Origin of the sequence: Halostella pelagica (genome assembly GCF_004762015.1) — an archaeon.
Lineage (GTDB): Archaea > Halobacteriota > Halobacteria > Halobacteriales > Natronoarchaeaceae > Halostella > Halostella pelagica.
This window is the reverse complement of record NZ_SJES01000001.1, coordinates 785884-812271: the sequence shown is the minus strand read 5'-3', so window position 1 is coordinate 812271 and position 26388 is coordinate 785884. Positions and strand designations below refer to the sequence as shown.

Below are 26388 nucleotides of genomic sequence, written 5' to 3'. Positions count from 1 at the left end.
CTCTCTCCGGCCAGAGACGGTTCTTTGCGACCGGTCCGAAAAACCACCTTTTATTTCGCCGGAGTACTCCCTAGTCACGATGCGATTCCCGGCCCTCGCCGTCGTCTGTCTCCTCGTCGTCGCCGGCTGTGTAGCACCGCCCGGAAGCGATGTCCCCGACACACCGCCGGGATACGACGAGGACCCGACCGGATGGGAGGGCGGGTACTGGTACGACGACAACGTTTCCGTCGACGCGAGCGACGGGATGGACCGGACGGAGCGTCGAGCGGTGACCTCTCGCGCGATGGCGCGGATCGAACGCATCCGCAACCTGGAGTACGACCGCTCGGTGTCGGTCGAGGTGATCTCCCGCGACCGGTTCCGCGAACGCGGCGGCATCGGCCGGGGGTACACAGAGTGGGACGACCAGGTGTGGGAGGCGACGTTCCTCGTCGGCGAGAACACCGACGCCGACGACGCGTTCGGCGAGGTGTACGGGGGAAGCGTCGTCGGCTACTACGTCGACGACAGCATCGTCCTCGTCGCGGACGACCCCGACGAGGTGTCGGTGGACCGGCCGACGCTGGTCCACGAACTCACCCACGCCCTGCAGGCCCAGCAACTCAGTCTCGGAACGCCGACGAGCACGCACGACGCCGGCATCGCCGCGAACGGCCTCGTCGAAGGGGACGCGAACTACGTGATGGACCGGTACGAGGGGCGCTGCGGTTCGGAGTGGGACTGCGCCGGCAGCGGCCGGGCGAGCACCGAGCGGTCGTACAACCGCGGGCTCTTCCTCGTCGTCTTCTTCCCCTACTCCGACGGCCCCGAGTTCGTCGGGCAACTGCGCGACCGCGGCGGCTGGGACTCGGTCGACGACGCGTACGACGATTTCCCCGAAAGCTCAGAGCAGATCATCCATCCGGAACGCTATCCCGACGAGTCGCCCGCGAACGTGACGGTTCCCGACCGCTCGTCGGCCGAGTGGGAGCGGTTCGGTGACGGGACCGAAACCGTCGGCGAAGCGACGCTGTACGCTACTTTCTGGCACAACGATATCGTCCCTGAAGACCACCTCTACTCCGACGAGCGGCGGTACAACTACTCTCATCCGATCACGGACGGCTGGGCGGGCGACACGCTCGTACCGTATCGGAGCGGCGATTCGTTCGGCTACGTGTTCGGGACGCGGTGGGACACGGACGCGGACGCCCGCGAGTTCCACGAGGCGTACGTGGAACTGCTCGACGAACGCGGTGCCGAACGCGTCAGTGCGGACACTTACCGGATCCCCGAGAGCGACTCGTTCGGCGACGCGTTCCAGGTCGTCCGGGACGGTCGGACCGTCCGAATAGTGAACGCGCCGACGGTCGAGGCGCTCGAAAGCGTCCATGAGCCCCGCTCCTGAGCGGTGTTTACGGTCAGGCGCTGCCTCTGAGACGCAATGGGTGCCTTTTTCGATATCGACGGGAAAAACCCAGTATGACGAACCCGTTCGACACGGTGTCGTCCGACGACATCCTCGACGGCACTGCGACGGACGCCTACTTCGAGCGGACGGAACGGACGCTCGAACACGCGGGCCGGAACCCCCGCGTGGTCGCCGAGGTGACGGCGGACCAGTTCCCGACCGGCGAGTTCGAGGCCTTCGCCGGCGTGAAAGATGTCGCGCATCTCTTCGAGGGGAACGACGTCGACGTAGACGCGCTGACCGAGGGACGCCTGTTCGACGGCGGTCCGGTCCTCCGGATCGAGGGGAACTATCTGGAGTTCGCGCGCTTCGAGACCTCGCTTCTCGGCTTTCTCTCGCAGGCCAGCGCCTTCACGACCAAGGCGCTCCGGGCGCGACAGGCCGCGCCGGAGTCCCTGGTTCTCTCGTTCGGCGCGCGTCACGTCCATCCGACGATCACGCCCGTCGTCGAGCGCGCCGGGCTCCTCGCCGGTCTCGACGGCTTTTCACACGTCGCGGCCGGGCAGGTGCTGGGACGGGAGGCCGGCGGGACGATGCCCCACGCCCTGCTACTCTGTTTCGGCCGCGGAAACCAGGAAGCGGCGTGGGCCGCGTTCGACGAGGCCGTCGGCGAGGACGTGCCCCGGGTCGCGCTCTGTGACACGTTCACCGACGAGAAAGACGAGACGCTCCGCGCGGCGGAGACGCTCGGCGACGCCCTAGATAGCGTGCGTCTCGATACGACCGGCTCGCGTCGCGGCGACTTCCGACACATCGTCCGCGAGGTGCGCTGGGAACTGGACGCGCGCGGCTACGACGACGTGGGGATATTCCTCTCCGGCGGTCTGACACCCGTCGAACTTCGAAACCTCCGCGACGTGGCCGACGGGTTCGGCGTCGGCAGTTACGTCACCGACGCCGACCCCCTGGATTTCGGCCTCGACATCATCGAGATCGACGGCGAACCTATCGCCAAACGCGGCAAACTCTCCGGCGTGAAAGAGGTCTACCGGACCCCGGACGGCGGCCATCACGTCGGACTCGCGGACCGCGACGGCCCCGACGACGGCGAGAAACTCCTGAAACCGCTCGTCCGGGACGGTGAGATCGTCCGCGAGTTCGACATCGACGAGGCGGCGGCGCAGACGGTGGCGGACGCCGCGAAAGTCGGGTTCGAGTAGCGGAACCATACCGTCGGCGAGGAATGCACTCGCGAGTAAGCAGAGCAAACCGCTCGGCCAAAAAAGCTCGTCTTACAGCTCCTCGATGCTTCCTTCCGGCTCGCGCTCGCGGAAGATCTGGCCCTCGAACAGCGTCACGACGATGTCTTCGTCCTGCCAGGCGTTCGGACGGAGATCGGCCTTGCGGCAGACGCGGGCGAGATATTCGCTCTCCGACCAGTTGTTCTCGACGGGGACGGTGGGGTAGAGCCAGCCGCTGTCGCCGCCGGCGTCGACTGCGACGCCGTGGGTTCCTAGCTCCATGTCTGCGACCGGGTCGTCGGTCAGGACGACGTTACAGACCGCACAGACGGAGACTGTGAGATTCGACAGCTCTGCCGGCGTCACTTCCGAGCCGCACGAATCGTCGCTCGCGGCGCGGATAGACGAGTCGACGATGACGTGGCCGAGTTGGTCGTCCCCTTGATAGCCGCCGGAACAGCCCCGGAGACTTCCCCTCCCCCGCGTCGACTCCAGACGGATGAACGCGCCGGTGCGAGCGTAAAACGCGTCTCGCATGCTTCCCGGGTGCTCGCGTTGTCCGTTACGGACGTACGATTCGACGGCTTCTCGCGCCAGTTCGACCGCTCGCGCGCCGTCTTCGTACGATAGATCGACGCTCTGTACTTGTGACATACACAGTTCAAGGGCGTTGATACCCTTCAACCCTTCCCTTCCAATGGTACGAACTCACATAATTTGGACTTTTTGCGGCCTGAAACGCTTCTCTACGCTGCACCGGTACTGTCGGTCATTGCCCCAGTTACGCTGAATCGAAGGAGGCTGCTACCGGTTGTAGGACGCGCTTACCAGCGGATTCGAAGGGCGTTACGATCCAACTAACCGAACAACTTAAACGCGGGACGGGGCTATATTTCAGTGGTAGAGAGAGCCCGGCCGCCGCGACGCCCGGGTCGGCAACGACCCGAGTGCTCAACGCGGGCCGCCCTTCGGGGCGGTTCGCGCCCGCGAGGAAAGTCCCCCCACCGTCCGGGCAGGTGACCGGACGCAAGTCCGGAGCGGGAGACCGCTGGCACTGGAACAGAAACGACACGTCTCCGCCGAACCGATGAGGTGCGCGAACCCGACCGAAAGGAACGGGAGTTGACCCACCGAGGGATACGCGGTCGCATTGCGACTGCAGTCTCCGAAGCGGCAGTAGCCGCTGACGAACGAGGGGAGGTGTTTCCCCGACGGCGGAGGACCGATGGAACGGCGAATCCTCACTGGTGCAAGTCCGTACGACAGGTAGTCCGGACACAGGTACGGACGCTCAGCCGAATGCAGGGTCGAAACAGAAGGGGGCTTACTCCTCTCTGCCAGCATTCATATCTCACGGAGACAACGTTCATAACGGAGAGTCGTCTACGTGGTTTCGATGCGTCGCGCCTGCCTCGTTGCGCTACTGGTCGTCGTCGCTGGATGTAGCGTCGGCCTCGACGACGTGAGCGACGCGGCCGACCCGATGACCGGGTCCGGGTCGCCGTGGGACGACGACGAGCTAGTCGTTGCCATCGACAGCGGCGGGGGCGACCGGGAGTACCGGCCGCTGGTGCGCGAGGCGCTTTCGTACTGGGAGGGCGAGGGTGGACAGTACGCCGCGTACGAGGCGGCGTTCGTTCTCGACCCGAACGCCACGGACCCGGATGTCGTCGTCACGTTCGTCGACGATGTCGACGAATGCGGCGACGTCGACGACGCCGCCGGGTGTGCGCCGCGACTCTCGTCCGACAGCCGAGTCGACCCGCCCGTCGCCGTCGAGGTGGAGGCGAACCTCTCGGACGAATCGACCGTGATCGTGACGAAACACGAGTTCGGACACGTGCTGGGGCTCTCTCACGACGACGATCCGCAGTCGATAATGGCCCACAGTACGGACCTCACGACGGAACCGCAACCGAACGCTACCGAGCGGGCGCTCCCGTGGCAAAACGAGTCCCTCTCCGTCGCTGTCGATGTCTCGAACGCCTCGAACCCGTCCGGTGCGCAGGATCAGGTGCGGCACGCGCTCGACTACTACGGGGACAGCGCTGACGGGACCGTGCCGGAGAACGTTTCCTTCCGCATCGTCGAGAATCGGTCCGCTGCGGACGTCGTGATCACCTACGTCGAGACACTCCCCTGTCAGGGCGACGTGGGCTCCTGTGCGTCCCGTTCCGGTGTCGACCCCGACGGCGACGGTGCGGCCGAACGGTACGACAGCCTGGAGATCACCGTCGCCGGAGTAGACACTGCCGCCGTTGGCTGGCACGTCGGCTACTGGCTCGGTTACGGGTTCGGTCACACGTCGGAATATGACTGGGCGCAGCCGTTCCGCGACGCTGACGCGGAGGACCGCTGGAGCGAGTGGTGGCGATAGGCTGTTTGTGACACTGTTCCGGTGCTACTCGCCAGTTCGACGTAGCGACTGTGTTCTCGTGATCACACCAACAGTAAACCCAACGAACGACCCTCTGGGCGTTGTACATCGCCCGTGTCGACTGCACGCTCCGTCATCGGCCTCGCCAGCGACCGAAACCTGACGTTCCTCGCGGCGGGGATCGCCTATTACGCGTTCGTTTCGCTGATCCCGCTGATGCTGTTGGCGATAGCGGTCGCATCGTTCGTCGGAGGACAGGCATTGGCTGACCGCGTCGTCAACATGCTCAGCCAACAGCTTTCGTCGTCGGGGCAAGATATCATCACGAACACGCTGACGAACACGACCGGTCGAGGTGCCGCCGGTATCGTCGGGTTCGTCGCGCTGACCTGGAGCGCCCTGAAACTGTTCCGGGGGCTCGACCAGGCGTTCGACGAACTGTACGAGGACGATATGGAAGCTTCGCTCCCCGAACAGGTCCGCGACGCGCTCGTAGTGGTCGTCGGTATCGCGCTCGCCGTCGGACTCGTGATCGGCGTCGGTGTCGCATTTTCCTTACTGAACCTGCAGATCCCGTTTATCAATGTCGTCGGGACGCTGGTCCTGATACTCGTACTCGTGGTCGCGCTTCTGCCCATCTACTACGTCCTCCCGCCCGTAGACGTGTCGCTGCGAGAGGTTCTCCCGGGGACGGTCGTCGCCGCCGTCGGCTGGGTCCTCCTGCAGGTCGGGTTCCGGATCTACGCGGCCAACGCCGGGCGCTATCAGGCCTACGGCGTCATCGGGGCCGTGCTGCTTTTCGTCACGTGGCTGTACTTCGCCGCTATCGTCGTTCTGATCGGCGCGGCGGTCAACGCCGTCCGGCGGGGACCGAAAACGAAGGCGGCGTAGCCTCTCCCGTGCTCCGTTCGCGCGGGGCTACTCCTCGAACTCGTCTTCCCATCTGAAGGTGCCGTTGCGCTGGACGACCTCGCCGTCGACCTCCAGCCGCGACTCCTCGCTCATGTCGGTGATCATGTCGGTGTGGACGGCGCTTTCGTTGCCGGACTCGCCCTCGGGAAGGTTGCTGTCGTAGGCGCGGCCGAGAGCCAGATGGACGGTGTCGCCCATCTTCTCGTCGAACAGGATGTTGTCGGTGACGCGGTCGATGCCGCGGTTCATCCCGATGCCGAGTTCGCCGAGACGGCGCGACCCCTCGTCCGCCTCGACGATGTCGCCGACTACGTCCTCGCCCTGCGCGGCGGCGTAGTCGACGACCTCGCCGTCCTCGAACGCGAGGCGCACGTCGCGGACCGCGGTTCCGCGGAGCGTCATCGGCACGTCGAACAGCACCTCGCCCTCCGTCTCGTACGGCGCGGTGAACACCTCGCCGCTCGGAAGGTTGTGGGAGTCGTACGCGACCGAGGCAGCGCTGTTGACGGCGGTGCGTCCCTCGATAGACATCGTGAGGTCGGTGTCTTCTTTGACCAGACGGACCTCGCTCCCGTCGTCGAGGACCTCCTTCATCTTCGCCATCTCGTCGGCCAGTTCCTCCCAGTCGCGGAGCACGGCGTCGTAGACGAAGTCCCGGTACTCCTCGAACGCCATCCCCGCCTGCTGGGCCAGCGACCGCGTGGGGTGGGCCGTCGACACCCAGTCGGAGTCCATGTACGCCTCGCGGACGCCCTCCTTCGCCTTCCGGTTCGCCTGCCGTCGCTCGCTCGGCACGTCAGCGGTGCCGGCGGTGTTTCGCCCGCCGCCGAGCGAGAGGACGGCGTCGGCGTTTCGGAGGAGTTCGAGTTCGTGGTCGGGGTTCTCGTCGAACTCGTCGTCGTGGGCGCGGAGGTACGCCCGCATCACCTCGCCGGAACTGTACAGCGTCACGAGATTCGCGCCTCGCTCGCCGAGTTTCTCCGCGACGGCGACTGCCAGTTCGTGGGCGTCCGGTCCGACGTTGACCACGACGTCGTCTCCCTCCTCGATCTGTGCGCTCCAGTCGACGAGCACCTCGGCGTGCTCTGACACTCTGTCGTCCATACCAGTCCATCGCACAGCGGGACAAAAGGATCCGCGGATCCATGGTGAGAGAACGACCGCTCCTCGACCACCACCCCGATCAGGTCGTCTCCGGTTCCTTCGCGAGTTAGATAGCGACGTTCCCGCACTTCCCGTTCGTCGAGCCGTCGCACCCCTCAGCGGTCCGAGAGGCCCTGTCGAGTACGTCCGCGGAAGTCAGCGGTCGTCCGTCAGACGAGGAAACTCGAAACGAGCGGAACGTTTTATACTACCGAGACGTACGGTACCGATAGACTATGGCAAACCTTGTCAAGAACGTCGGCGAAGTGGCCGCCGACCGCCCGGAGGGAACGGCCGTCCACTTCGACGGGAGCGACGTTAGCTACGGCGCGCTCTGGCAACGAACGGGCCAGTTCGCCCAGGCGCTGGCCGACTGCGGGATCGGTCCTGGCGACAGCGTGGCCGTCTACCTACCGAACCTGCCGCAGTTCGTCACCGCGTTCCACGGGACGCTTCGCGCCGGCGGCGTCGTCGTGCCGATGAACCCGCAGTACAAGTCCAGAGAGATACGACACCTGCTGGACGACAGCGGTGCCGAGGTGGTCGTCGCGCTCGCAGACCTCGTACCGTTCGTCGAGGAGGTGCGTGACGATACCGACGTGGAACACGTCGTAACTGTCGGCGGGGACGCAGACGCAGGAACGAAGTTCGAGTCGTTCCTCGCCGAGGAACCGCACGACATCGTCGACCGCGATGGCGACGACATCGCGGTACAGCCGTACACGAGCGGAACGACCGGTCGTCCGAAGGGCGTCCAGTTGACTCACCGAAACCTCGAATCGAACGCCGAGATGGCCGCCGGGCTCGTCCCGGGGGGGATCGGTCCCGACGACAGGCAACTCGGCGTCCTCCCGCTGTTTCACATCTACGGGATGACGGTCGTGATGAACGCGACGCTGTTCGGCGGCGGCGCGTACTATCCGCTTCCGGAGTGGGACGCCCAGCAGGCCGTTGGCCTGATCCAGTCGGCCGACCTGACGCTGATGCACGGCGTGCCGGCGATGTACAACGACCTCGTCAACCAGCCCGATGCCGAGTCGTTCGACCTCTCGTCGCTCCGCCTCTGCGGTGTCGGCGGTGCCGGCATCCCCGTCGAAGTGCTCCGTCGCTTCGAGGAACTGTTCGACGCGACGATATACGAGGGGTACGGTCTCACCGAGACGAGTCCGGTCACACACTTCAACACCCCCGAGGCCGGTCGTCGCGTCGGCAGCATCGGCAAGACGTTACCCGACGTCGACGCGAAGGTCGTCACGGAGGAGTTCGAGACAGTGGCCCCCGTCGAAAAAGGTCCCGTCGACGAGGCGGCGGTGGACCTCGACGACATCACCGGCGAACTGGTCGTCGACGGCCCGAACGTGATGAAGGGGTATTCGGGTCTCCCGGAGGCGAACGAGGCGGCGTTTACCGAGCGAGACGGCCACCGCTGGTTCCACACCGGCGACGTGGCGTATCACGACGAGGACGGCTACTATTACATCGTCGACCGCGAGAAACACGTCATCGTCAGCGGCGGCTACAACGTCTATCCGCGGGAGGTAGAGGAACTACTGTTCGAACACGACGCGGTCGCCGACGCCGCCGTCGTCGGTATCCCCGACGAGCGCCGCGGCGAGACGGTCAAGGCGTTCGTCGTCCCGACGCCGGACGCCGACGTGACTGAGGACGAGATCAAGCAGTACTGTCTCGATAGAATGGCCGAGTACAAACACCCCCGTGAGGTCGAGTTCGTCGACGAACTCCCGCGGACGACCACCGGAAAGGTCCAGAAGTTCGAACTCCGCGAAGAAGAGTGAACGCTACGGGCCGCCGAACACGCCCGCGTACGGGGACCGAGTCACAGCCGGAACCGGCGAAGGGACCGACTCACCGGTCCAGTGACTGGTCACCGACGACCTCCGCGGCCCTGACGGCGAGCAGCGGCAGGCCGACGAAGACGTTCGCGCCGCCGAGCGCGAGCACGACAGCGAGGCCGGCGGGGTAGTCGGGGAGGACGGCGACTGCGACCGCCACGGCGAACGCGGTGGCGGCAGCGCCGACCAACAGCGCGGCGACCAGCGCCGCGGCGAGGGCGGCGTCGGCCAGGCCCAGTGCGCGGCGCGCGGCCGGTGCTACGCGGCCGACGGCGGTTGCGGCCGCCGCGTTCGCGTGATTTGCAAACGATTCGTCGTCGCGTCGGGAGCGATACCCGACGACTGCGTGGACTAGTTTCTCTAACATTGGTCCGTATCCGAAAGCGGTTATCGAGCGATGCGTCGTGGGTCGGGGACTCCGCGAGCGGTGTGTCGGCGGTCGTGCCGGCGTCTCCCCGACGATCAGGCGGTTTCGACCTCGACGGTCGACACCTCGTCAACGCCGAACCCGTCGGCGAGCGTCTCGCGGAGGCCCGCGGCGTCGGTCGCGGTCGAGCCGTCCGGGTCGAACCGCAGGCGGACGGCGACGCCGACCTGGAGGTCGTTCAGCGTCGGAGTGACACCGGTCAGACCCTCCACGTCGGCGCGAACGACGCCGTCGACCCGTTCGAGGACGGTCTCGGCGTCTCGCTCCAGCCGTTCGCCGTCGCGGGGTACTCGCAGTTCGAGTTCGGCGGTGGCGGTCACCGTGGGAGTTCTCTGTGCTTGCATGAGGCCCCTGGCGCGAATCGAACGCGCCCGTCGCGCGGAGCGACGGTCCGGGACCGCGGCGACGCGCCGCGGCAGGGGTGGGCGGATGCTGTCGGTCGGAGGGCAGTGACGCCTCTACCAGGTGCCGGAGCGCCCGCAACGAGCGTCGCCGCGGAACGGGCGACAGCCGCTCGGGAGCGTCAGCGGGGCACGGGCAGGGTCGCGGACGGCCCACGACCGTAGCCATCATCGGGTGCCCGGCGCTCGCCGGTACACTGTCGGACGTAGCTATCGGGGATCCGCCGGGCCGTGGCGGCGGACCCGCGGAAACGGGGGCGCTGACAGTGTGGAATCGCCGAAAGTGACGGAGAGTCGGAGAACCGTGCTCGGCCCCGACGTCCGTCAGGGACAGACCCCTCCGCGGAGACGTAGAGCCCCGGAGAAACGGTCCGCCCCTCGGCGACGCCTTTACGCGGCGAGGGTTTCGGACCGAGCACGTGGGTGAGTCACGGTTGCGCACCCATCACGGCCCGCCTCGCCGCCGTTGCCGGCGACGGCCGAGAAGGCATACCCGGCGGGAACGGACTCATCGCTCGTCTTGCGAGCGACGGTCCGGGATGGAAGTGCGATGATCATGTGATCTCACCCGTCTTCGCCCGGAGAACCGGGCTGATGACGTATGTACCCCTGTGAACGGTTGGTAAATTAAAACTATCGCCGGTGTGTGAGGGGATCACAACCAAGTATTATAATCGGAACACATGATCGACTCTCTGCGGATTACTAACAGTGAGTGATCCCTCTCGTCACGGTCGTTACCGGGCGGCCGCGAACGCCGGTACACGTCGCCGGCAACTGGCGCGCGCCGCCACGCTCTCTGTCCGGGACGGACCGCAAATGGCAACGTCGCCGGATGCGTCTCACGCTAACAGGGACGGACCGGCGTGAGTCGCCTCGCTCGTGCCCGCTCTACAGATAGTCCTCGTCCTTCAGATTCTCCATGATGTCGTCCACGAACGCCTCGGCCGACTCGTACGGGAAGTCGCCGCCGGGGATCTTCGTGTTCAGTTCCATGGCCGTCATGGAGAAATCGCCGGATTCGAACTTCGTCCCCGGACCGTTCGGGAGTGCGGGAACGAGGTCCATCGGACTGGAGATGGGGTAGTCTGCGCCCTCGAAGGCGTCTATCATCTGCTGTCGGATCTCGGTCTCGTCTGCCATGGCCAACCCTTGTTGGGCATAAATATTAAATTTTGGTGTAGTTTCCTCGACTGATAGCCGTCTCGCTCCGCGATGAGAAAGCCGTGACGTGTTCCCGTGGCGCGCTGACAGACCTGCGTCTACGGAACCCAGTCCGTAACGTCTCGTTCACGTCGCTCCGGCGCCCGTCTCCCCGTCGCTAATCGTCCAGATGCCACAGACCAGACCGAAGTACGCTAATCCGCCCGCGAGGATCGCCGCCCCGAAATGGTAATCGGACGAGAGGCCCTCTGCGATCGAGAGGACTCCGAACACTGTCACTGCAACGAAAACGGTGCTCGGAGTTCCGCCGGACGCGCTCGCCAACCGGCGAATATCCGGGCGGAGGACGACTGCGCTCCCGACGGCGTACACCTGACCGATCCCTGCAAGGAGAAGTGCGGAATCGGTAAGCGTGGCGGCGAAGATAGTGATCGCCCCGGAAATGACAAGTGCTAGCGCATACCGCGTCAAGCGGCGCATGTCGTGGACTTGCTGGTCCGTTCGAATAGGTTTTTTGTTACGCCGAAATTAGTGAAAAAGTCACATATTGACTGATACCGGGCCGAAGGGTGTCGAGAACTGTGGGCTCAGCTATCCACAGCGGCCGTCTAAGCTCCCGATATGCGCGCGCTCGTTGTCCTGAATGTTCGTCAGATTGTTCGCATGTGTATCCCACCCATTCGAGACACCGAGTTCTACGACCGGGTTCGTAAACACCCATCCCTTGTCCTGGTCCCAGGGTGACACGGTGTATTTAGCGCCAGTGGCTATCGACAACAGCGTGCCGGCGACGATGCCAGCGAGACCGCTCACCCATCGTGCCCATTTGGTTTTGAGATAAATATCCGCCAGGATACTCACCGCCTCGGCGACCGCATTCTTCCCCAGGGCGTCGGTCGCGTCCGTGAACTCCACACTGAACCCGGTCTGGACGTGCGTGTAGGTGAACCCGTCACAGTAATCTTGAGAGCAACTGTCAAGCTCTCGATTGACGTTTTTGGACCGTTCGACGATCTCGATGCTACTGCTTTCTACCGTTTCGAGGGCGGTCGCCTGACTGATCGTCACTTCCTCGTTCGTGCTTACTTCGACGGCGTTTGACTCGTTGAGATTGACGTGTTCGAGTTTCCCCTCCTTCGGTCCACCAGTGTAGAACTTCCCCAGCGACACTCTGTCCCCGGCGTCCGTTCTGTACAGTTTGTAGTTTTCCCCTTCTGCGATGACCTCCGTCTCTACACCGTCGGAGTCGGACGTGTCGGGCGGCGCTGTACCGCCCGAGTCACTCGCCGAGGCCATGCCGGGAACGGCCGCTGCCGCCCCGATAGCGACACCGCCTTTCATGACTTTTCGTCGGTCGTAACTTCTCGTCTCGGCTCGGTCTGAACCTTGTGTTGGATTATCCGACATATGCGATTACATATTTGAAGTAAGTTAATATTAAATTTTTTATTATAATAAATATATTAATATTTGACATCTGGATATATGATAGAATACAGAACTAGGCTCGTAGGATACGGAACTACCGGCGGGTCGCGCCCAGCGGCGCGGGGCTTTTCGACGGGGAGGGAGTACAGTGTCGTATGGACGACGATATCGTCTCGGTCGCTCGCGCCCTCGTCGGGGCCGACCACGCGGTGGCGCTGACAGGGGCCGGCGTCAGCACCGCGTCCGGCATCCCGGATTTCCGCGGCGACGGCGGTCTCTGGGAACGCTACGACGAGAACGACTTCCACGTCCAGCGATTTCGCGCCAATCCCGGTCCGTTCTGGACGGACTGGGTAGACCTGCACGCGGAGTTAGCCGGCGACGCCGACCCGAACGCCGCCCACGAGTCGCTTGCAGACCTCGAAGCCCGGGGTGATCTCGACGCCGTCGTCACGCAGAACGTCGACGGCCTCCACCAGCGTGCGGGGTCGGGCCGCGTCGTCGAACTCCACGGCAACGGCGACCGCGCCGTCTGTCGGAACTGCGACGCGACGGTCGACGCGAACGAGGTGATAGCGCGCGTCCGCGACGGCGAAACGCCGCCGCGATGTGACTGCGGCGGTATCTTCAAACCCGACACCGTCCTCTTCGGCGAGCGCCTGCCGGAGACGGCGCTGTCGGCGGCGCAGATGCACGCGAGGCGGTGCGACGTGATGGTCGTCGCGGGCACGTCGCTGACGGTCGAACCGTCGGCCAGTATGCCGCGGCGGGCGGCGGAACGCGGCGCGACGCTTGCGGTCGTCAACGACGAACCGACGTCCGCAGCGAACCGCGCGGACTACGTCTTCAGAGGCGACGTGACCGACGTTCTGCCGGCAATACGGGACGCTATCGACGGAGATAGCGACGACGGCGGTGCTATCAGATAGAAACGGTCCGGGTCAGTCCATCGCCGCGGCGAGTTTCTCGATCGGATGCGCGGGCGACTCAGCGCCCTGGCGGTCCCCGAGTTGCGTCCGACAGGACGCGCCGGGGGCGACGACTTCGTTTCCGTCGCTCTCGGCGACCTGCTCGAAGAGGATCGACCCGATCGCCTGACTCATCGAGTAGTGTTCTGCCTCGTAGCCGAACGACCCGGCCATGCCGCAACAGGTCGAATCCAGCGGGTCGACGTCGTAGCCCGCCCGGCGCAGGACGGCGACGGCGTGGTGGTCTTTCTTCGTCGCCTTCTGATGACAGTGACCGTGGTAGGTGAGCGCGCCGCTCGCGTTCGCGTCGAGACGCTCGTCCAGACGGAACGCGTCGAGATATTCGCAGACCCCGTAGGTGTTCCCGGCGACCTTCTCGGCGTCTCTCCCCGAATTCAGGTCGAGGTAATCGGACTGGAGCATGACGGCGTCGGACGGTTCGACGACGACCACGTCCCATCCCGTCTCGACGGCCGGCACGAGTTCGGCGACGTTCTCGCGGGCCGTCTCGCGGGACGCATCGAGAAACCCCTTCGAGTGCGCGGGGCGGCCGCTGTCGGTGCTCTCTGCTAGTTCGACGTGGACGTCCGCGGCTTCGAGCACTCGGACGGCCGCCTTGCCGCGTTCGGGGTAGCTGTAGTTCGTGTACGTGTCCGGCAGGAGGATCGCCCGTCGGTCGGCCTCGCCTTCGGCGACCGTCGACCCGCCGCGGTCCTCGAACCAGTCCCGCACCGTTTCCCGGCGGAACGTCGGTAGCGACCGCTCGCGGGCGATACCGACTGTCTTCTCCATCAGGAGGCGCGCACCCGGCAGTTTCGGGAGCCAGTTCGACACGGGCGCGGTGGCGCTTCCGAGCGCCGAGAGCGCGTCGATGTTGGCGAACAACTTCTCCCGGAGGCTCGCACCCGTTCGCTCGTGGCGCTGATGCGTGACTTCGGCTTTCAACTTCGCCATGTCGACCTCGCTCGGGCAGTCTTTCGCACAGCCCTTGCAGCCGATACAGAGGTCGAGCACTTCGTCGAGGAATTCCTCGGAGAGATGGGCTTTCTCCACTTCATCAGCGGCCCTCCCTGTCCGCTCCGCGGCGGCGTTCGCCGCCCCGAGACCGCCGCTCATCGCCTGTCGGAGCATGTTCGCCCGGCCGCGAGTACTCAGTATCTCCTCGTCCTCGGCGCGGTAGGTCGGACACATCACGCCACCGGTGGTGTCCTGTCCGCCCCGACAGCCGCCGCAGCCGTGACACAGCTCCGCCATCCCCTGAAACCCGTTGTCGTTGTTCCAGTTCAGGTCGGGGTCGAAGCCGGCGTCGAACTCGTACTCCGCGTCGTAGCGGAGGTTTTCCGTCATGTCGTGGTCGCCGCAGACGGTGCCCGGATTCAGGATCCAGTCCGGGTCGAACGCGGATTTGAGGTCGCGGAACGTCTCCCAGAGCGCCTCGCCGTACAGCTTTCTGTTCCACTGCGTCCGGGCGCGCCCGTCGCCGTGCTCGCCGGAGACGCTGCCGCCGTACTCCACGACGAGGTCCGTCACGTCGTCCGCGATGGCCTCCATCGTCTCGGCCCCCATCTCGGATTTGGTGTTTATCAGCGGCCGGATGTGGAGCACGCCGGGGCCGGCGTGGGCGTAGAAACTGGCGAACGTGTCGTGGTCCTCGAGGACTGCCCGAAACTCCTCGACGTACTCCGGCAGATGCTCCGGCGGGACGGCGCAGTCCTCGATGAACGAGACGTGCTTCTCGTCGGTCGTCCGCGACAGCAGGATCGGGAGGCCGGACTTTCGGAGCTTCCAGAACAGCGCGCGCTGGTCGGCGTCGTGGGCTTCGAGGGCGGCGACGGCAGGGGTACTCTCGGCGGCCGGCGCACCGTCCGTCACCGCGCCCTCGACGCCATTCCCCGGTACGCGGTCGGAGAGGAGTTCGGCTACCCTCTCGCGCCCCTCGGCGTCGTTCTCTGCGTAAAACTCCACGAGCAGTACGGAGTCGGTCCCCTCGGGCAGCATCGCGACCACGTCCTCGAACTCGGCCGTTTCGCGCGCCAGGTCGATCAGTACGTCGTCGACCAGTTCGACGGCGGCGGGGTCGTGTTCCAGGATCGGTTCGACGTCTGCCATCGCGTCGACGACGCTCCCGTAGGAGAGCAACGCCATCGATTTCGTCTCCGGAATCGGCTCAAGCGACACCTCGACCTCGGTGACGACGGCCAGCGTCCCCTCGCTGCCGGCGAGCAGTTTAGCGAGGTTGACGGTGCCGTCCTCGGATGCCTCTAGCAGCGCGTTCAGATTGTACCCGGAGACGTTGCGCTTGAGTTCGGGGTACCGGGCCTCGATCTCGTCGGACTCCTCGTCCAGTATCCGGGCGACTTCGGCGTAGATACGCGCTTCGATACCGTCGTCGCCGGCGCGTTCGCGAAGTTCGTCGACGCTCACCTCGCCGAACGTCGTCACGGTACCGTCCGCGAGAACGACCTCGCAGGACTCGACGTAGGCGTCGGTCTTGCCGTACTGCAGAGAGTGCGCGCCGGTCGAATTGTTGCCGACGGCACCGCCGACGGCGCTCTTGTCGCCCCACGCGGGGTCAGGCGCGAACTTCAGGTCGTGCGGTTCGAGTTCGGCGTTCAGGTCGGCGAGGACCGCGCCCGGTTGCACCCGCGCCCGGCGGTCGTCCGGGTCGACCTCGACGACGGCGTCCATGTGGCGGGTGAAATCCAGAACGACGGCCTCGTTGACGGTCTGTCCGGCGAGGCTGGTGCCGCCACCGCGGGGGAGGACCGGTATCTCTCGCAGGCCGCAGTACTCCACGACTGCGGCCACGTCGTCGGGCGCGGCCGGGTAGACGACGCCGATCGGCGTGACCTCGTAAGCGCTCGCGTCGGTGGCGTACAGCTGACGGCTGTACTCGTCGAAGCGAACTTCGCCGACGACTATCGATTCGAGGTCGTCGACGAGGCCGGGTCGGTCGACGTCGCCGCCCTGGTAGTCGTAGTCCGCACGGTCGTCCGCGTCGGGATAGGCCGTGCTCGTTCGGGGGTCGCTGTGACTCGCAGTCACGAGCGGCCACCTCTACGCCGCGAACACGCCACTCGGGTCCCGTACGATCGCATACGCCCTCATTACGCGGCGGCGCTTGTGAGCGTTCGGATCGGGGCGACCGCTACCGTTCGCCCGCGACACGCGACCCGCACTCACCGGCCAGAACGGCGGCGACGTACACCGCGGGTTCGTCGAGGACGGAGAATAGGCCACAGCACGGCCAGTGCGTGGCGAAAAGAGTACTCGACGCCGCGAACCGCTCAGTTTTCGATCTTCTCGACGACTTCTTTCGCCTTCTCTCGGGCCGTGTCCTTGCCCGCCTGTTTCTTGATCAGGACGCTCTGGACCTCCCAGTCGTCGCTGTCTTCCCGCTTTCCGGTTCGGACCTCGCTCCCCTCGGAGACCGAATCCGACGCTTCGTCCGCCCAGTCCGGCGTGCGGATCGTGTCGAAGTCGTCCGGGTCGCGGAACCGGACGTGGTAGTAATCGTCGCCCTCTTCGACAGTGTCGACGGCTGGCGTGCTGGCCATACGTTTCTCTCCCACGGAAAGCGGCAAAAGTGTCGTTCTCAGTGTACTGACCGGACCGGAACCGTGATCCGCCGAGCGCTAGGCGGGCGCGACGCCGTCGCCCTCGTACTCGCGGACGGCCCCGACGATAGCGTACACGAAGGGCGTGTCCGCGACGGCGATAGCGAGTTTCAGCAGGTACTGGCCGACCATCAGTTGCGCGACGACGGCCAGGGGAAGCGCCCGACCGAGGCCGAGGAGCGCGGGTGCGACGAGGAAGGCGACGGTGACGAAGATGACCGTATCGATCGCCTGACTAGTGGCCGTCGATCCGACGTTGCGGAGCCACAGCGCGTCGCCGTCCGTGTACTCGCGGAGGCGGTGGAAGACGATCACGTCCCAGTTCTGGCTGACGACGTACGCCAGTAGGCTCCCGAGAACGACGTTCGTGCTCGCGCCGAGTGCCGCCTCGAAGATGTCCGGTGCGACGCCGTTGCCGGCGGCCGGCGCGGCGATGGTCGACCACACGAGCGCCAACACGACGAAGTTCATCGCGAACGCCACGTTGACGACCACCTGCGCCGCGCGACGGCCGTACAGTTCCGCGTAGCAGTCGCTCGCGAGGAAGGTCACGGCGTACGCGAGCGCGGCACCGGGCAGTATCAGCGTGCTGCCGGTCACCGGGAGCGAGAACGGGAGTTCGAACGCGAGGATCTTCGTCGCCGTCAACTGCGCCGTCACGAGCGCCGTCACGAACAGGGCGATCAGTCCGACCTGTCCGACCGGCGGCCCGCGACCGTACGTATCACTCATACCGAGAGGCGATGCACGACGCTTCCTTCAGTCTCCCGGCTCGGCGACGCACGGTATCACGCCGACTCGACGCCGTCACTGGCGTCTCGGCGCGACCCAACTCGTCGCTGCCCGGCACTCTCAACTCGTCGCCATCGCCGGGACCTCGACGCGACTCAGCACGTCGTCGACGACGGCGGCCTTCTCGACGGCGTTGACCGACGCCTCCGTCGTGAGAACGAGGCGATGTGCCAACACAGGGTGTGCGACCCGCTTGACGTCGTCGGGCGCGACGAAGTCGCGTCCGGCGAGGACGGCGTGGGCGCGGGCGGCCTCGAACAGGCGTTGGACTCCGCGCGGCGAGACGCCCACCTCGACACGGGGATCGGAACGCGTCTCGCGACAGAGGTCGACGATGTAGCCGCGAACCTTGTCCTCGACCGTCACCGTCTCGGGCACTGCCTGGAGGTCCGGCACGTCGGCACCGTCGACGACTGTGTCCACTTCTGGGGCCTGTTCGTGCCGGTTCGCCCGTCGCTTGAGGAGTTGAAGTTCGCCGCCGCGGCCGGGGTAGCCCATCGCCGTCTTCACGACGAAGCGGTCGCGCTGGGCCTCGGGGAGTTCGAACGTACCCTCCTGCTCGACGGGGTTCTGCGTCGCGATGACGAAGAAGGGGTCGGGGAGGTCGTGCGTGTCGCCGTCGACGGTCACCTGTCCCTCCTCCATCGCCTCCAGCAGGGCGGCCTGGGTCTTCGGCGGCGCGCGGTTTATCTCGTCCGCCAGCACCACGTTCGCGAACACGGGACCCTGGTTGAACTCGAAGGTGCCGTCGGTCTCGTTGTACACGTGGGTCCCCGTGATGTCGCTCGGGAGGAGGTCCGGCGTGAACTGGATGCGGTTGAACGAGAGGCCGAGCGCCGTCGCCATCGACCGGGCGGTGAGCGTCTTCCCGGTTCCGGGAACGTCCTCAAGAAGGACGTGCCCCCGGGCGAGAACGCCGAGGAGGACGGTTCGCAGGAACTCTCGGTCGGCGATGACTGCGTCGTGGACCGCGTCGAGAACCGAGGAGGACTCGGCGGCGGCCTCGTCGACAGTGCGTTGCGGGGCGTCGCTCATCGTCTCACCGTAGCGGGGGCCGGTACGTATGCTTTCGGCTTCCCGGCGGTTGGGGTCGCTCCTCGGGCGAGCCAGCGGGGTTCACGTTTACCGGGTTCTGCGGAAAGCATCAGATAAAATCAATCTCTCATCGCCGCGGCGAACAGCCGGACGTTCGTCCCGAACTGACTGAGGAGCGCACGCGGGAACCGCTTTCGCGCACCTGACAGAGCGTCGTCCAGCGCCGCGTTCGCGTCCTCGAACACCCCGCCTCCGTGACCGAACAGGATCCGGTCCGGGTCGAGTTCGCCGAGCGTCTCCCGCGGCGGAAACAGCCGATGCGAGAGGACCACGCCGATCCGTTCGTCGCTCACCGTGTATCCCGAGCCGGATCCAAGCAGATCCGGAACGATGAGCGTCCCGTCGCTCTCGCGATATGCGATCGCTTCCTGCCACATCGAGAGGGGTTCGACTCGAGTGACGTGGAATCCGGACTCGCCGATCGTCGTCTTGTACCGTTCGATAGGGGCGCTCACTCGCTCTGCGACGCGGTCCATCCACCGGGGAACGTGAACGGCCACGTCGTGACGGTTCGCGATAGCGCCGGCGTCCCGCGCGTGATAACTGCACAACACGGCGACACCGGCCACGTCGCCGAGTTCTCCGAGGAGGTCATCGATCCCTCGCGCGTCTACCGGGTCGATGACCCAGACGCCGTCGTCGGCTCTGATCGCGTGGCTCGCGCGCTCACCCTCCTCGTTCGGATGGGCCAACCAACTGACACCGCCGCTCCATCGGTCGATCACCTGGAACTCCGTTGCGGAGGACCGTTCGTAGACGGGCATACGAAGCTTTCCACCCACGAACGCCTTTAAAATTACCTCATGAGATGCCACTACCTACCGGACCTCAACTGATCCCCGGCAAACGGTCAGCGCAACCGCGATAGCAACAACAGCGTCCCGACGAACGCCGCAACCGCGCCGGCGGCGGCGAGGGTTCCCTCCGGAATCGAGCGCCGCATGAGGCCGTGCAGGGCGAACGCCGACAGGACGGTTCCGACGCCGACGGCGGCGCTCGTCAGTGCGTGTGTGAGTTCGCCCTGTCTGCTCCAGGCGTTCCGTCCCAGTTCCTCCGTCACGCCGACGCCGAACTCCCCCACGTCCCAGGCGACTATCGCCGTCGCGACGCCGACGTACACGACGACCGACCGGTCGCCGATGACGCCCGACACCAGTGCGGCGACGAACAGGCCGCTACTCGCGACCGAGACGGGGGCGACCCGGTCGGTCAGGAAGCCCAGCCAACCGAGTACGGCCACCGCTCCTGCGAGAACCGTAAACAGGAGCAACGTGGCGGAGACGACGAGCAGCGCGACCGGCGTCTCGCCGACGACTCTGACCAGTTCCTCCAGCACCGGTATCGCGATGGCCGGCGTCCTGTCGCGAACTCTCGCGAGTACTGGTTCGGTAAACAGCACGACGGCGGCGACGAACGCTAACCCCGACGCGAACGGAACGATCCGCGGGGCCAGGTCCGACGCGGCGGCGTTGCGCGCCCACAGTAGCGCGTCGACGACGGTAATGACGACTAGGCTGCCGGCGAACGCGAACACGAGCAGCGTCCGCAGAAGCGACAGCGACGCGATGCCGCCCAGCAGGGCGACGACCGGTCCGGGTAGCGCCTCGTAGTGGCCCGCTCCGACGAGAGCCAGTATCCCGAGGAGAATGCCCGCGGGCGCGGCGAGACGGTACGTCTTTCTGAGGGTCTTGCGAGCGGTTCTGACCTGCTCGACCCGCCGCTCGACGTTCCGATTCCGCGCGAGTTCGGCGACCGGTAAGCGGTCTATCGCCGCCCGGACGACGTAGGCGCTGACCGCGAGCAAGAGGAGGAAGTCGGCGATTCGGGGCCCCGGCCCGGACGGCGCGACGAGTTCTTCCCACAGTCCGGCGAGGACCGGCTCGCCGACCGCGGCCGTCTCGACCGCGCCGACCTGCCACACCATCGCCCCGAGCGCGGTGACCGAAAGCGGGAACAGGGCGTACCCGAACCGGGAGATAGCCACCGTGAGCGTCCGGTTTCCGAGGCTCCCCGTCCAGAGGACGCCGAGGCCGCCGCTGGCGACGACGAGAGCGAGCGCCCGCAGCGCCCGTATCGGGGGGCCGCTCGCGATAGATATCAGGTCCCCTGCGAGCGACGCGCCGGCGGGAGCGAGGAGGAGACATCCGATCGCAAGCATCTCCGGTTCGTCCTCGTTCAACAGCGACAGCGCCACGGCCACGACGAACGCGGTGAGGCTGGTTTCGACGACCTGACCGAACACCGTGCTCTGAGACCCGACGAACAGGACGCCTGCGCCGACGATGGCGGTGACGAGCAGGCGACTCGTCTCCGGTGGCGACGCGTCGCCGTTCGCCGCGCGGTCCGGGGAGACGAACGGCCGCGTCAGCTTCATTGCATCCCCTCCAGCGCGTCGGCGAGGGCGGTCGCCAGCGGCGCGTTCGGATGCCAGTCGATGACCGGAACCCCCGTGTCGCGGATGCTAGCCAGGCGGACATCTCGTTCGAGCGTCGCGATCCGCTTCCCGGGTGAATCGTCTGTCGTGACACCGGGCGAAACGACCGTCACTGCGTGGCCGTGGGCCGAGAGCGTCCGCGTCACGTCGGCGGGGTAGTCGTCGACGAACGGACTGACGAACAGTATCTGCGTATCCCCCGAGAGGCGCTTTCGAAGTTCGGCGAGCGCGTCCGACCCTGCGCCGCGCGCCGTTCGGGTGACGCCGCTGCCGTCGGCGACGCTCCGCTCAGCCCCCGGCGTCTCGATCACTTCGGAAAACAGGCGCTCGGCGCGGGCCCGGAGCTCCGGTCCGCTCGACGGGTCGACCCACGCGATATCGGGGGTCGACCCGCCGTCTTCGACGGCGGCGACGCCGACCTGATGGTCGGCGTTCGCCAGCGTCCCGACCAGCCGCGCCGCGGCGTACACGCCGAGGTCGACGCCGCTCGGCGCGCCCGCTACCGGCGCGATATCACATTCGGACCTGGCGTCGAGAACGACGACGATCCGCGCGGCCTGCTGCCGGCGGTAATCGATCGTCGTCAGCGACCCGCTCTTCGCGAGGTGTCGCCAGTCGATCCTGCTCGGCGGGTCGCCGCTCCGGTACTCGCGGGTGGCGTAGAACTCCACCCCGGGTCCGCCGGTATCCGTCGGCAGTTGCCCGGTAAATCCCGTCGTCTGCTCGTGAAGCGGCACGTCGTCGACGCCGACCTCGCAGGTGAGGCGGGCGATGCCCGCAACGCGAACTGACGCGCTATCGTACCGCGTTGCGCTCGCGTTTCGCGTCCGAACCGTCGGCGGATCGAACGCGTACTCGCCGCGTCGCGCGGTCACTGAGTACGCGACCGTCTCGGTCTCGCCCGGTCTGAGGGCGAACCCGGCCCGCGGCGATCCGTCGATCACCTGTAGCGGGTCGGGCACCCCGTCGACGATGCGGACATCCGGCAGCGACTGCTCCGTCGCGTTCGTCACTCGCAGCGTTACCTCGACCCGCTCGCCGGGCATCGGGGCCTCGGGCCGAACCGTGCGCTCGACCCGAACGGCGCGCTCCGCAGGGGTCGTCCCGGAGAGCGCTCCGAACAGGACGAACCCGAGCGGGATCGCCGCCGCCGCGACCAGCGCCTGCTCGCCGCTGACGATCCCTGCCGATACCAGCGCGGCGCTCCCGGCGACCGCGCCGCTCCACCGCGACACAGACCGCATCAGCGACGCACCTCCGCCTCCTCCGGTCTCTGGTCTGTCACCGCGTCGGTACGCCCGCTGCTCGCCATCCCGCCGTCGTGCCAGCGGCGTTCGTGGCGGTCGAGTTCGCGTTGCAGCGCGTCGACCGTCCGCCGTGCCCGACGCTCCGTCTCGCGCTCGGGTGCGAGCCACGCCCTCAGACGCTCGCCGAACGTCCACTCGGGCGTCCGTTCGTCCCCGAGGAAGGCGGCCGCGACGCGGTCGTCAGTCCAGGTCCCCGTCGCGACCATCGCCTCGATGTCGGCGTCGTCAGGCCGTGTCCGCGCGAGCACTGTCGTCGCCGTCGAGCGGAGACGCACAGCCGGTTCCGACCCCCGCGGACCACCGATACCGATGCTCCGGTCGCCGACCTGTTCGACGGCGTCGTCGAACCCGCCCCCGGCGACTGCCGTGTCCGTCGTCGCCTCCTCTGGGGGCATCGTCACGAGCGAGTCGCCCGCGCCGCCGGTGTCACCTCCGGAGCGGACGGTCCAGAGGACGGCTATCAGGCCCACCGCCGCGACGGCGATGGAGACTCTCGAATCGCCGACCGCTCCGACCGCGGATTCGGCCGGGGCGCGGAGCGCGGCGGGGACCAGATCCGGGGCGAAGCCGAACGCCACGCCGGCGGCCACTCCTACCGCCCCGAGCGCGATCACGGCACGTCGCGTCGGAACCGTCATCGGTCCTCCGTCCGGTCGCGCAGTCGGTCGAGCGCCCGCCGGGCCGCCGAGAGACGCCCCTCGTCCGGCGGGTCGTCGGCGTACTCCGACCGCCTGAAGGCGTTCGTCAGTCTGTACACCGGTCCGTCCGGAAACCCTCTCTTGACGGCCGAGCGGGCGATGTCACCGGGAGTCTGCGTTCGCCAGCCCCGCGGCGAGACTATTCTGACGAACTCCCGCCAGACCGCCCGGAGCGAGCGCTGGGCCTCGGTTACGTTCTCGTCGGGTGTCGCGCTGATGACGTTCCTATCGGCCCCGTCTCCGGCGCTCGCGGCCGCCCGTTCGTCAGCCACTCCGAACAGTCGAAGTATCGGGCGACACAGCCGTCGGAGCAACGCAACCGCGGCGGCGACGACGCTCACGGCCGTCATCCCGGCGACGAGCGCCCGCAGTCGGTCGGGTATCCAGTCGAGCCGGTCCGCCGCACGCCGCGCGAGGCGCGCGACGCCGTCGAGGCCGTCGCTCAGCGCGACGATGACGGCGAGACCCGCCCCTGCCAGCCAGCGCAGGCCGTTTCGCACGTCGTCCGCGGTCACGTCGCGCCGCCGCGCGTAGGCGACGACTCCCGCGAGGGTCCCGAGGAGGATGGCGACGCCGACAGCGATCGGAAGGAAGAGCCAGTCGAGCGCCGTTTCCGTCCGCCGCCCGTCAACTGAGGCCGTGAGCGTCGCGCCGTTCGACAGCGGCAGCGACACAGACAGTTCGCCGTTCGCGTCGGTCGTTCCGACGGCGTCGCCGTCGACGTACACGGTCGCGTTCGATACGGGCTGATCGTCGACCGTGACGGTCGCGGTGGCGTTTCGTCCGGCGACGGCTAGCCCGTCGACGCTCACGCTCAGTTCGCCGAGTTCGATCTCCGTCTCCCCGCTTACGGTCCCGCGCTCCGCTGCGACCGTGATCCGGCCGCCTGCGTCCTCCGGGATCGCCACCGCAGCAATGCCCCCGACGTCCGTCTCGCCGACCGCCCGGCCGTCGACGCGGACCGTCGCGTTCCGCATCGGTTCGCCGCCCGCCCTGACGTACAGGTCTACTGTCGCGCCCGGCGTCGCCGTCCCCCTGACCTCGAAGTCGACGGCCGTGTCAACGTCGTACGTTCGACTCCCGTTTTCCTCCTGAGCAGTCGACGTTGTGGGCACCCAGTTGCCGACCGTAGTCGGCTCGCTCGACTTGCCCGGCCCGGCCGACGGCCCCGCGGCGAACGCGTATCCGTCGCCTCGCGGCCTGACACTCACTTCGAGCTCTCCCTCGTACGGCACCGTCCCTGTCACCTCTCCGCTCGAATCGGTGACGCCGATCTCGTCGTCGTTGAACGAGACGACGACGCCCTCCACGGGCGTGCCGCCTTTCTCCACCGTCACGGTCACGTCGCGTCCCGGTGCGGGCGTGCGGTCGAGGTCGATGTTGTACGGCGGTCCGGCGTTCGAGATCGACTCGTCGCTCGGTTCGTACGTCTCGTTCGGTCCGGTTTCGACGTCGTGAGGGTACTCCTCACCGTTTCCGGTCTGGTTCTCTATCGCCTGTTGCTGAGTCGTCTGCCGGTCGGCCGCCGGCGTCGGGTCGAACTTGACCCAGCCGACGTCCTCGAAGTACACCTCGACCCAGGCGTGGGCGTTCATCCCGCGCACCTGATAGCGACCGTCGTCGGTCGGTTGGCCCTGGCTGTACCCCACGACGTAGCGCGCGGGGATGTCCTGCGAACGGAGCATCACCGCCATCGTCGTCGCGAAGTACTCGCAGTACCCCTCGTCCATCTCGAAGATGAACTGGTCGGCGACGGGTTCTCCCGACTCGTGGGAAGCGTCGAGCGAGTAATCGTGGTTCTCCTTCAACCACTTCTGGATGGTCTTCGCGCTGTCGTAGTCGGTCCGGTCGTTCGCCGTCAGTTCGCTAGTGAACTCCTCGACGCGGTCCGGCGTCGTAGCGGGGAGTTGCGTGTACGTTCTCTCGTCCCCCGGGAACTCCGTCTCGGCCCTCCGGAGCGTCGCGGGATCCGGGTCGACCCGATAGCTCATGACGGTGTACTCTGTGCCGTCCGGAACCGACTGCTCGGGGATGAGCGCCCCCCGCCGCTCGAACACGCCTGTATCGGCATCGACGTCGACCGGCCGATAAGCCGCAGGGAGCGTACTCGCTGGGCGTTCGAGTTCTATCTGCTGCTCGACGAGTTGTCCGTCGCCGGGTGGCCGCTGGCCAGTCACGTCGCTCGCGGTTCCGAGGTTCTGCCACCCCGATCCCTCGTACTCGGCGTACGCGCCGGTGCGCCAGTAGGCGGGTTCATCGCTCTCCACGTAGAAGTGTGTCTCCGCCGACTGGTTGCGCAACGCGCCGGACTGGTCCCCCAGCGATCCGCCGACCCCCGTCGAGTCCCCCGGGTTCAACGCCCCGAGTCCGGAACTGGCAGCGGGACCGCTCCCGCTCGCAGTACCGCCCGGATCAGTGCTCCCGCTGCCGGGTTGGTCGAACAGCGTCTTGTCGATACTGCCGCCGCTGAGCGGGGCCGCAAGCGCCGGCATCACCGTTCCGGCTATCACCAGCCCGATCGCACAGCAGACGGCCAGCACCGCTCGACTGAGGTCGCGGCCGCTCGCTGACGGGCTGTTCGACGCGTCCTGTCGGTCGTCGTCAGGGGATCGAGATCCGGCCATAGATCGTGTTCACGGCCGGTGGAGGGGACCGGCCAGTTCGGTTATGTTGGTAGTATGCCGACATCGTAATAAGTCTTCGAGGTGCCATACGGTGACGGTAGGACGCCCTGCGGGGGTAGGATCGCTCGGATTCGAACTACGCCATCGGATCACCCCGTTCGCCGCAGTCGATTTCGAACCTGCGGGCTATCCGCTCCTCATGACCGTTCACCGTGACGCCCCATCTCACGAGGTGCGTTTCGCCACGCTCGAAGCGCCGTCGCAGAAATGGGCCCGCTCGGATTCGAACCAAGGAATCGCCCGGTTATGAGCCGGGCGCTTTACCAGACTTAGCTACGGGCCCTCAGCCACCATTTGGAGGGCCCGCTTTTCAAGTCTTTTGAAGCGACTGCGTCAGAGTGCGTCGACGAAAGAGAGGAAAGAGCGCCGCCGACAGGGCTCGAACCTGTGACAACCTGGGTAACAACCAGGTGCTCTACCAGCTGAGCTACGGCGGCACGTGCGTCACTTCCGA

The 26388-nt window shown here is 66.5% G+C and carries 23 protein-coding genes, 2 tRNA genes and 1 other RNA gene; 7 read left to right on the top strand and 19 right to left on the bottom strand.

Annotation, left to right across the window (positions count from 1 at the left end; genetic code table 11):
* Window positions 1-79: 79 nt before the first annotated feature.
* A complete protein-coding gene (locus tag EYW42_RS04080) occupies window positions 80-1390 on the top strand; it encodes an Hvo_1808 family surface protein (protein ID WP_135533965.1) in 1311 nt (436 codons plus the stop codon).
* A 74-nt stretch (window positions 1391-1464) separates the two neighbouring features.
* Window positions 1465-2613, top strand: a complete 1149-nt coding sequence (locus tag EYW42_RS04075; protein WP_135533964.1) for a nicotinate phosphoribosyltransferase — start codon at window positions 1465-1467, stop codon at window positions 2611-2613.
* 72 nt (window positions 2614-2685) lie between these two features.
* On the opposite strand, the gene EYW42_RS04070 is transcribed toward EYW42_RS04075, so the two are convergent.
* Window positions 2686-3288, bottom strand: coding sequence for a TIGR00296 family protein (locus EYW42_RS04070; RefSeq protein WP_135533963.1), 603 nt, complete (start codon window positions 3286-3288; stop codon window positions 2686-2688).
* 318 nt (window positions 3289-3606) lie between these two features.
* On the opposite strand from EYW42_RS04070, the gene rnpB reads away from it, so the two are divergent.
* The 3 genes from rnpB to EYW42_RS04055 all read left to right on the top strand — a co-directional run bounded on the left by rnpB (window position 3607) and on the right by EYW42_RS04055 (window position 5902).
* An RNA gene (gene rnpB, locus EYW42_RS04065) (RNase P RNA component) lies at window positions 3607-3973 on the top strand.
* 57 nt (window positions 3974-4030) lie between these two features.
* A complete protein-coding gene (locus tag EYW42_RS04060) occupies window positions 4031-5011 on the top strand; it encodes a matrixin family metalloprotease (protein ID WP_135533962.1) in 981 nt (326 codons plus the stop codon).
* A 114-nt stretch (window positions 5012-5125) separates the two neighbouring features.
* Window positions 5126-5902, top strand: a complete 777-nt coding sequence (locus EYW42_RS04055) for a YihY/virulence factor BrkB family protein (protein ID WP_135533961.1) — start codon at window positions 5126-5128, stop codon at window positions 5900-5902.
* Between the two features lie 27 nt (window positions 5903-5929).
* Here EYW42_RS04055 and EYW42_RS04050 read toward each other — a convergent pair whose 3' ends face one another.
* Window positions 5930-7027 carry an aminopeptidase gene (locus EYW42_RS04050; RefSeq protein ID WP_135533960.1) on the bottom strand — a complete coding sequence of 366 codons (1098 nt, stop codon included), beginning with the start codon at window positions 7025-7027 and terminating at the stop codon, window positions 5930-5932.
* A 275-nt stretch (window positions 7028-7302) separates the two neighbouring features.
* On the opposite strand from EYW42_RS04050, the gene EYW42_RS04045 reads away from it, so the two are divergent.
* Window positions 7303-8862 carry a long-chain-fatty-acid--CoA ligase gene (locus EYW42_RS04045; RefSeq protein ID WP_135533959.1) on the top strand — a complete coding sequence of 520 codons (1560 nt, stop codon included), beginning with the start codon at window positions 7303-7305 and terminating at the stop codon, window positions 8860-8862.
* A gap of 70 nt (window positions 8863-8932) precedes the next feature.
* Here EYW42_RS04045 and EYW42_RS04040 read toward each other — a convergent pair whose 3' ends face one another.
* The 6 genes from EYW42_RS04040 to EYW42_RS04020 all read right to left on the bottom strand — a co-directional run bounded on the left by EYW42_RS04040 (window position 8933) and on the right by EYW42_RS04020 (window position 12252).
* On the bottom strand, window positions 8933-9286 hold the full coding sequence (locus EYW42_RS04040) for a hypothetical protein (protein WP_135533958.1): 354 nt from the start codon (window positions 9284-9286) through the stop codon (window positions 8933-8935).
* A gap of 95 nt (window positions 9287-9381) precedes the next feature.
* Window positions 9382-9690, bottom strand: coding sequence for a hypothetical protein (locus EYW42_RS04035; RefSeq protein ID WP_135533957.1), 309 nt, complete (start codon window positions 9688-9690; stop codon window positions 9382-9384).
* Window positions 9691-10137: 447 nt separating this feature from the next.
* Window positions 10138-10305 (bottom strand): hypothetical protein, encoded by a 168-nt coding sequence (locus tag EYW42_RS19405; protein WP_161972905.1) that lies wholly within the window; start codon window positions 10303-10305, stop codon window positions 10138-10140.
* Between the two features lie 333 nt (window positions 10306-10638).
* On the bottom strand, window positions 10639-10890 hold the full coding sequence (locus EYW42_RS04030) for an MTH865 family protein (RefSeq protein WP_135533956.1): 252 nt from the start codon (window positions 10888-10890) through the stop codon (window positions 10639-10641).
* A gap of 147 nt (window positions 10891-11037) precedes the next feature.
* Window positions 11038-11391: a hypothetical protein gene (locus EYW42_RS04025; RefSeq protein WP_135533955.1), complete on the bottom strand. Its 354-nt coding sequence runs from the start codon at window positions 11389-11391 to the stop codon at window positions 11038-11040.
* 111 nt (window positions 11392-11502) lie between these two features.
* Entirely contained in the window at window positions 11503-12252 is a 750-nt protein-coding gene (locus EYW42_RS04020) for a hypothetical protein (protein WP_135533954.1), read from the bottom strand.
* Between the two features lie 242 nt (window positions 12253-12494).
* Between EYW42_RS04020 and EYW42_RS04015 the strand changes: the two genes are divergently transcribed.
* Window positions 12495-13268, top strand: coding sequence for an NAD-dependent protein deacylase (locus tag EYW42_RS04015; RefSeq protein WP_135533953.1), 774 nt, complete (start codon window positions 12495-12497; stop codon window positions 13266-13268).
* Window positions 13269-13280: 12 nt separating this feature from the next.
* On the opposite strand, the gene EYW42_RS04010 is transcribed toward EYW42_RS04015, so the two are convergent.
* The 11 genes from EYW42_RS04010 to EYW42_RS03960 form a co-directional block, all read right to left on the bottom strand.
* Complete coding sequence (locus tag EYW42_RS04010) at window positions 13281-16352, bottom strand: FAD-binding and (Fe-S)-binding domain-containing protein (RefSeq protein ID WP_135533952.1); 3072 nt, start codon at window positions 16350-16352, stop codon at window positions 13281-13283.
* A gap of 242 nt (window positions 16353-16594) precedes the next feature.
* Window positions 16595-16864 (bottom strand): hypothetical protein, encoded by a 270-nt coding sequence (locus tag EYW42_RS04005; RefSeq protein WP_135533951.1) that lies wholly within the window; start codon window positions 16862-16864, stop codon window positions 16595-16597.
* A 78-nt stretch (window positions 16865-16942) separates the two neighbouring features.
* Entirely contained in the window at window positions 16943-17656 is a 714-nt protein-coding gene (locus EYW42_RS04000; protein WP_135533950.1) for a queuosine precursor transporter, read from the bottom strand.
* Between the two features lie 120 nt (window positions 17657-17776).
* On the bottom strand, window positions 17777-18751 hold the full coding sequence (locus EYW42_RS03995) for an AAA family ATPase (protein ID WP_135533949.1): 975 nt from the start codon (window positions 18749-18751) through the stop codon (window positions 17777-17779).
* 119 nt (window positions 18752-18870) lie between these two features.
* Window positions 18871-19575: a hypothetical protein gene (locus EYW42_RS03990; protein WP_135533948.1), complete on the bottom strand. Its 705-nt coding sequence runs from the start codon at window positions 19573-19575 to the stop codon at window positions 18871-18873.
* Window positions 19576-19661: 86 nt separating this feature from the next.
* Window positions 19662-21185 carry a DUF7519 family protein gene (locus tag EYW42_RS03985; RefSeq protein WP_135533947.1) on the bottom strand — a complete coding sequence of 508 codons (1524 nt, stop codon included), beginning with the start codon at window positions 21183-21185 and terminating at the stop codon, window positions 19662-19664.
* On the bottom strand, window positions 21182-22489 hold the full coding sequence (locus tag EYW42_RS03980) for a DUF58 domain-containing protein (RefSeq protein WP_135533946.1): 1308 nt from the start codon (window positions 22487-22489) through the stop codon (window positions 21182-21184). The genes EYW42_RS03985 and EYW42_RS03980 overlap by 4 nt, the downstream gene beginning before the upstream one ends.
* Window positions 22489-23190, bottom strand: a complete 702-nt coding sequence (locus EYW42_RS03975) for a DUF7269 family protein (protein ID WP_135533945.1) — start codon at window positions 23188-23190, stop codon at window positions 22489-22491. The genes EYW42_RS03980 and EYW42_RS03975 overlap by 1 nt, the downstream gene beginning before the upstream one ends.
* Window positions 23187-25874, bottom strand: coding sequence for a transglutaminaseTgpA domain-containing protein (locus tag EYW42_RS03970; RefSeq protein ID WP_135533944.1), 2688 nt, complete (start codon window positions 25872-25874; stop codon window positions 23187-23189). The genes EYW42_RS03975 and EYW42_RS03970 overlap by 4 nt, the downstream gene beginning before the upstream one ends.
* Window positions 25875-26142: 268 nt before the next feature.
* A tRNA-Ile gene (locus tag EYW42_RS03965) sits at window positions 26143-26217 on the bottom strand.
* An 81-nt stretch (window positions 26218-26298) separates the two neighbouring features.
* Window positions 26299-26371: transfer RNA gene (locus EYW42_RS03960), tRNA-Asn, on the bottom strand.
* Window positions 26372-26388 lie beyond the last annotated feature (17 nt).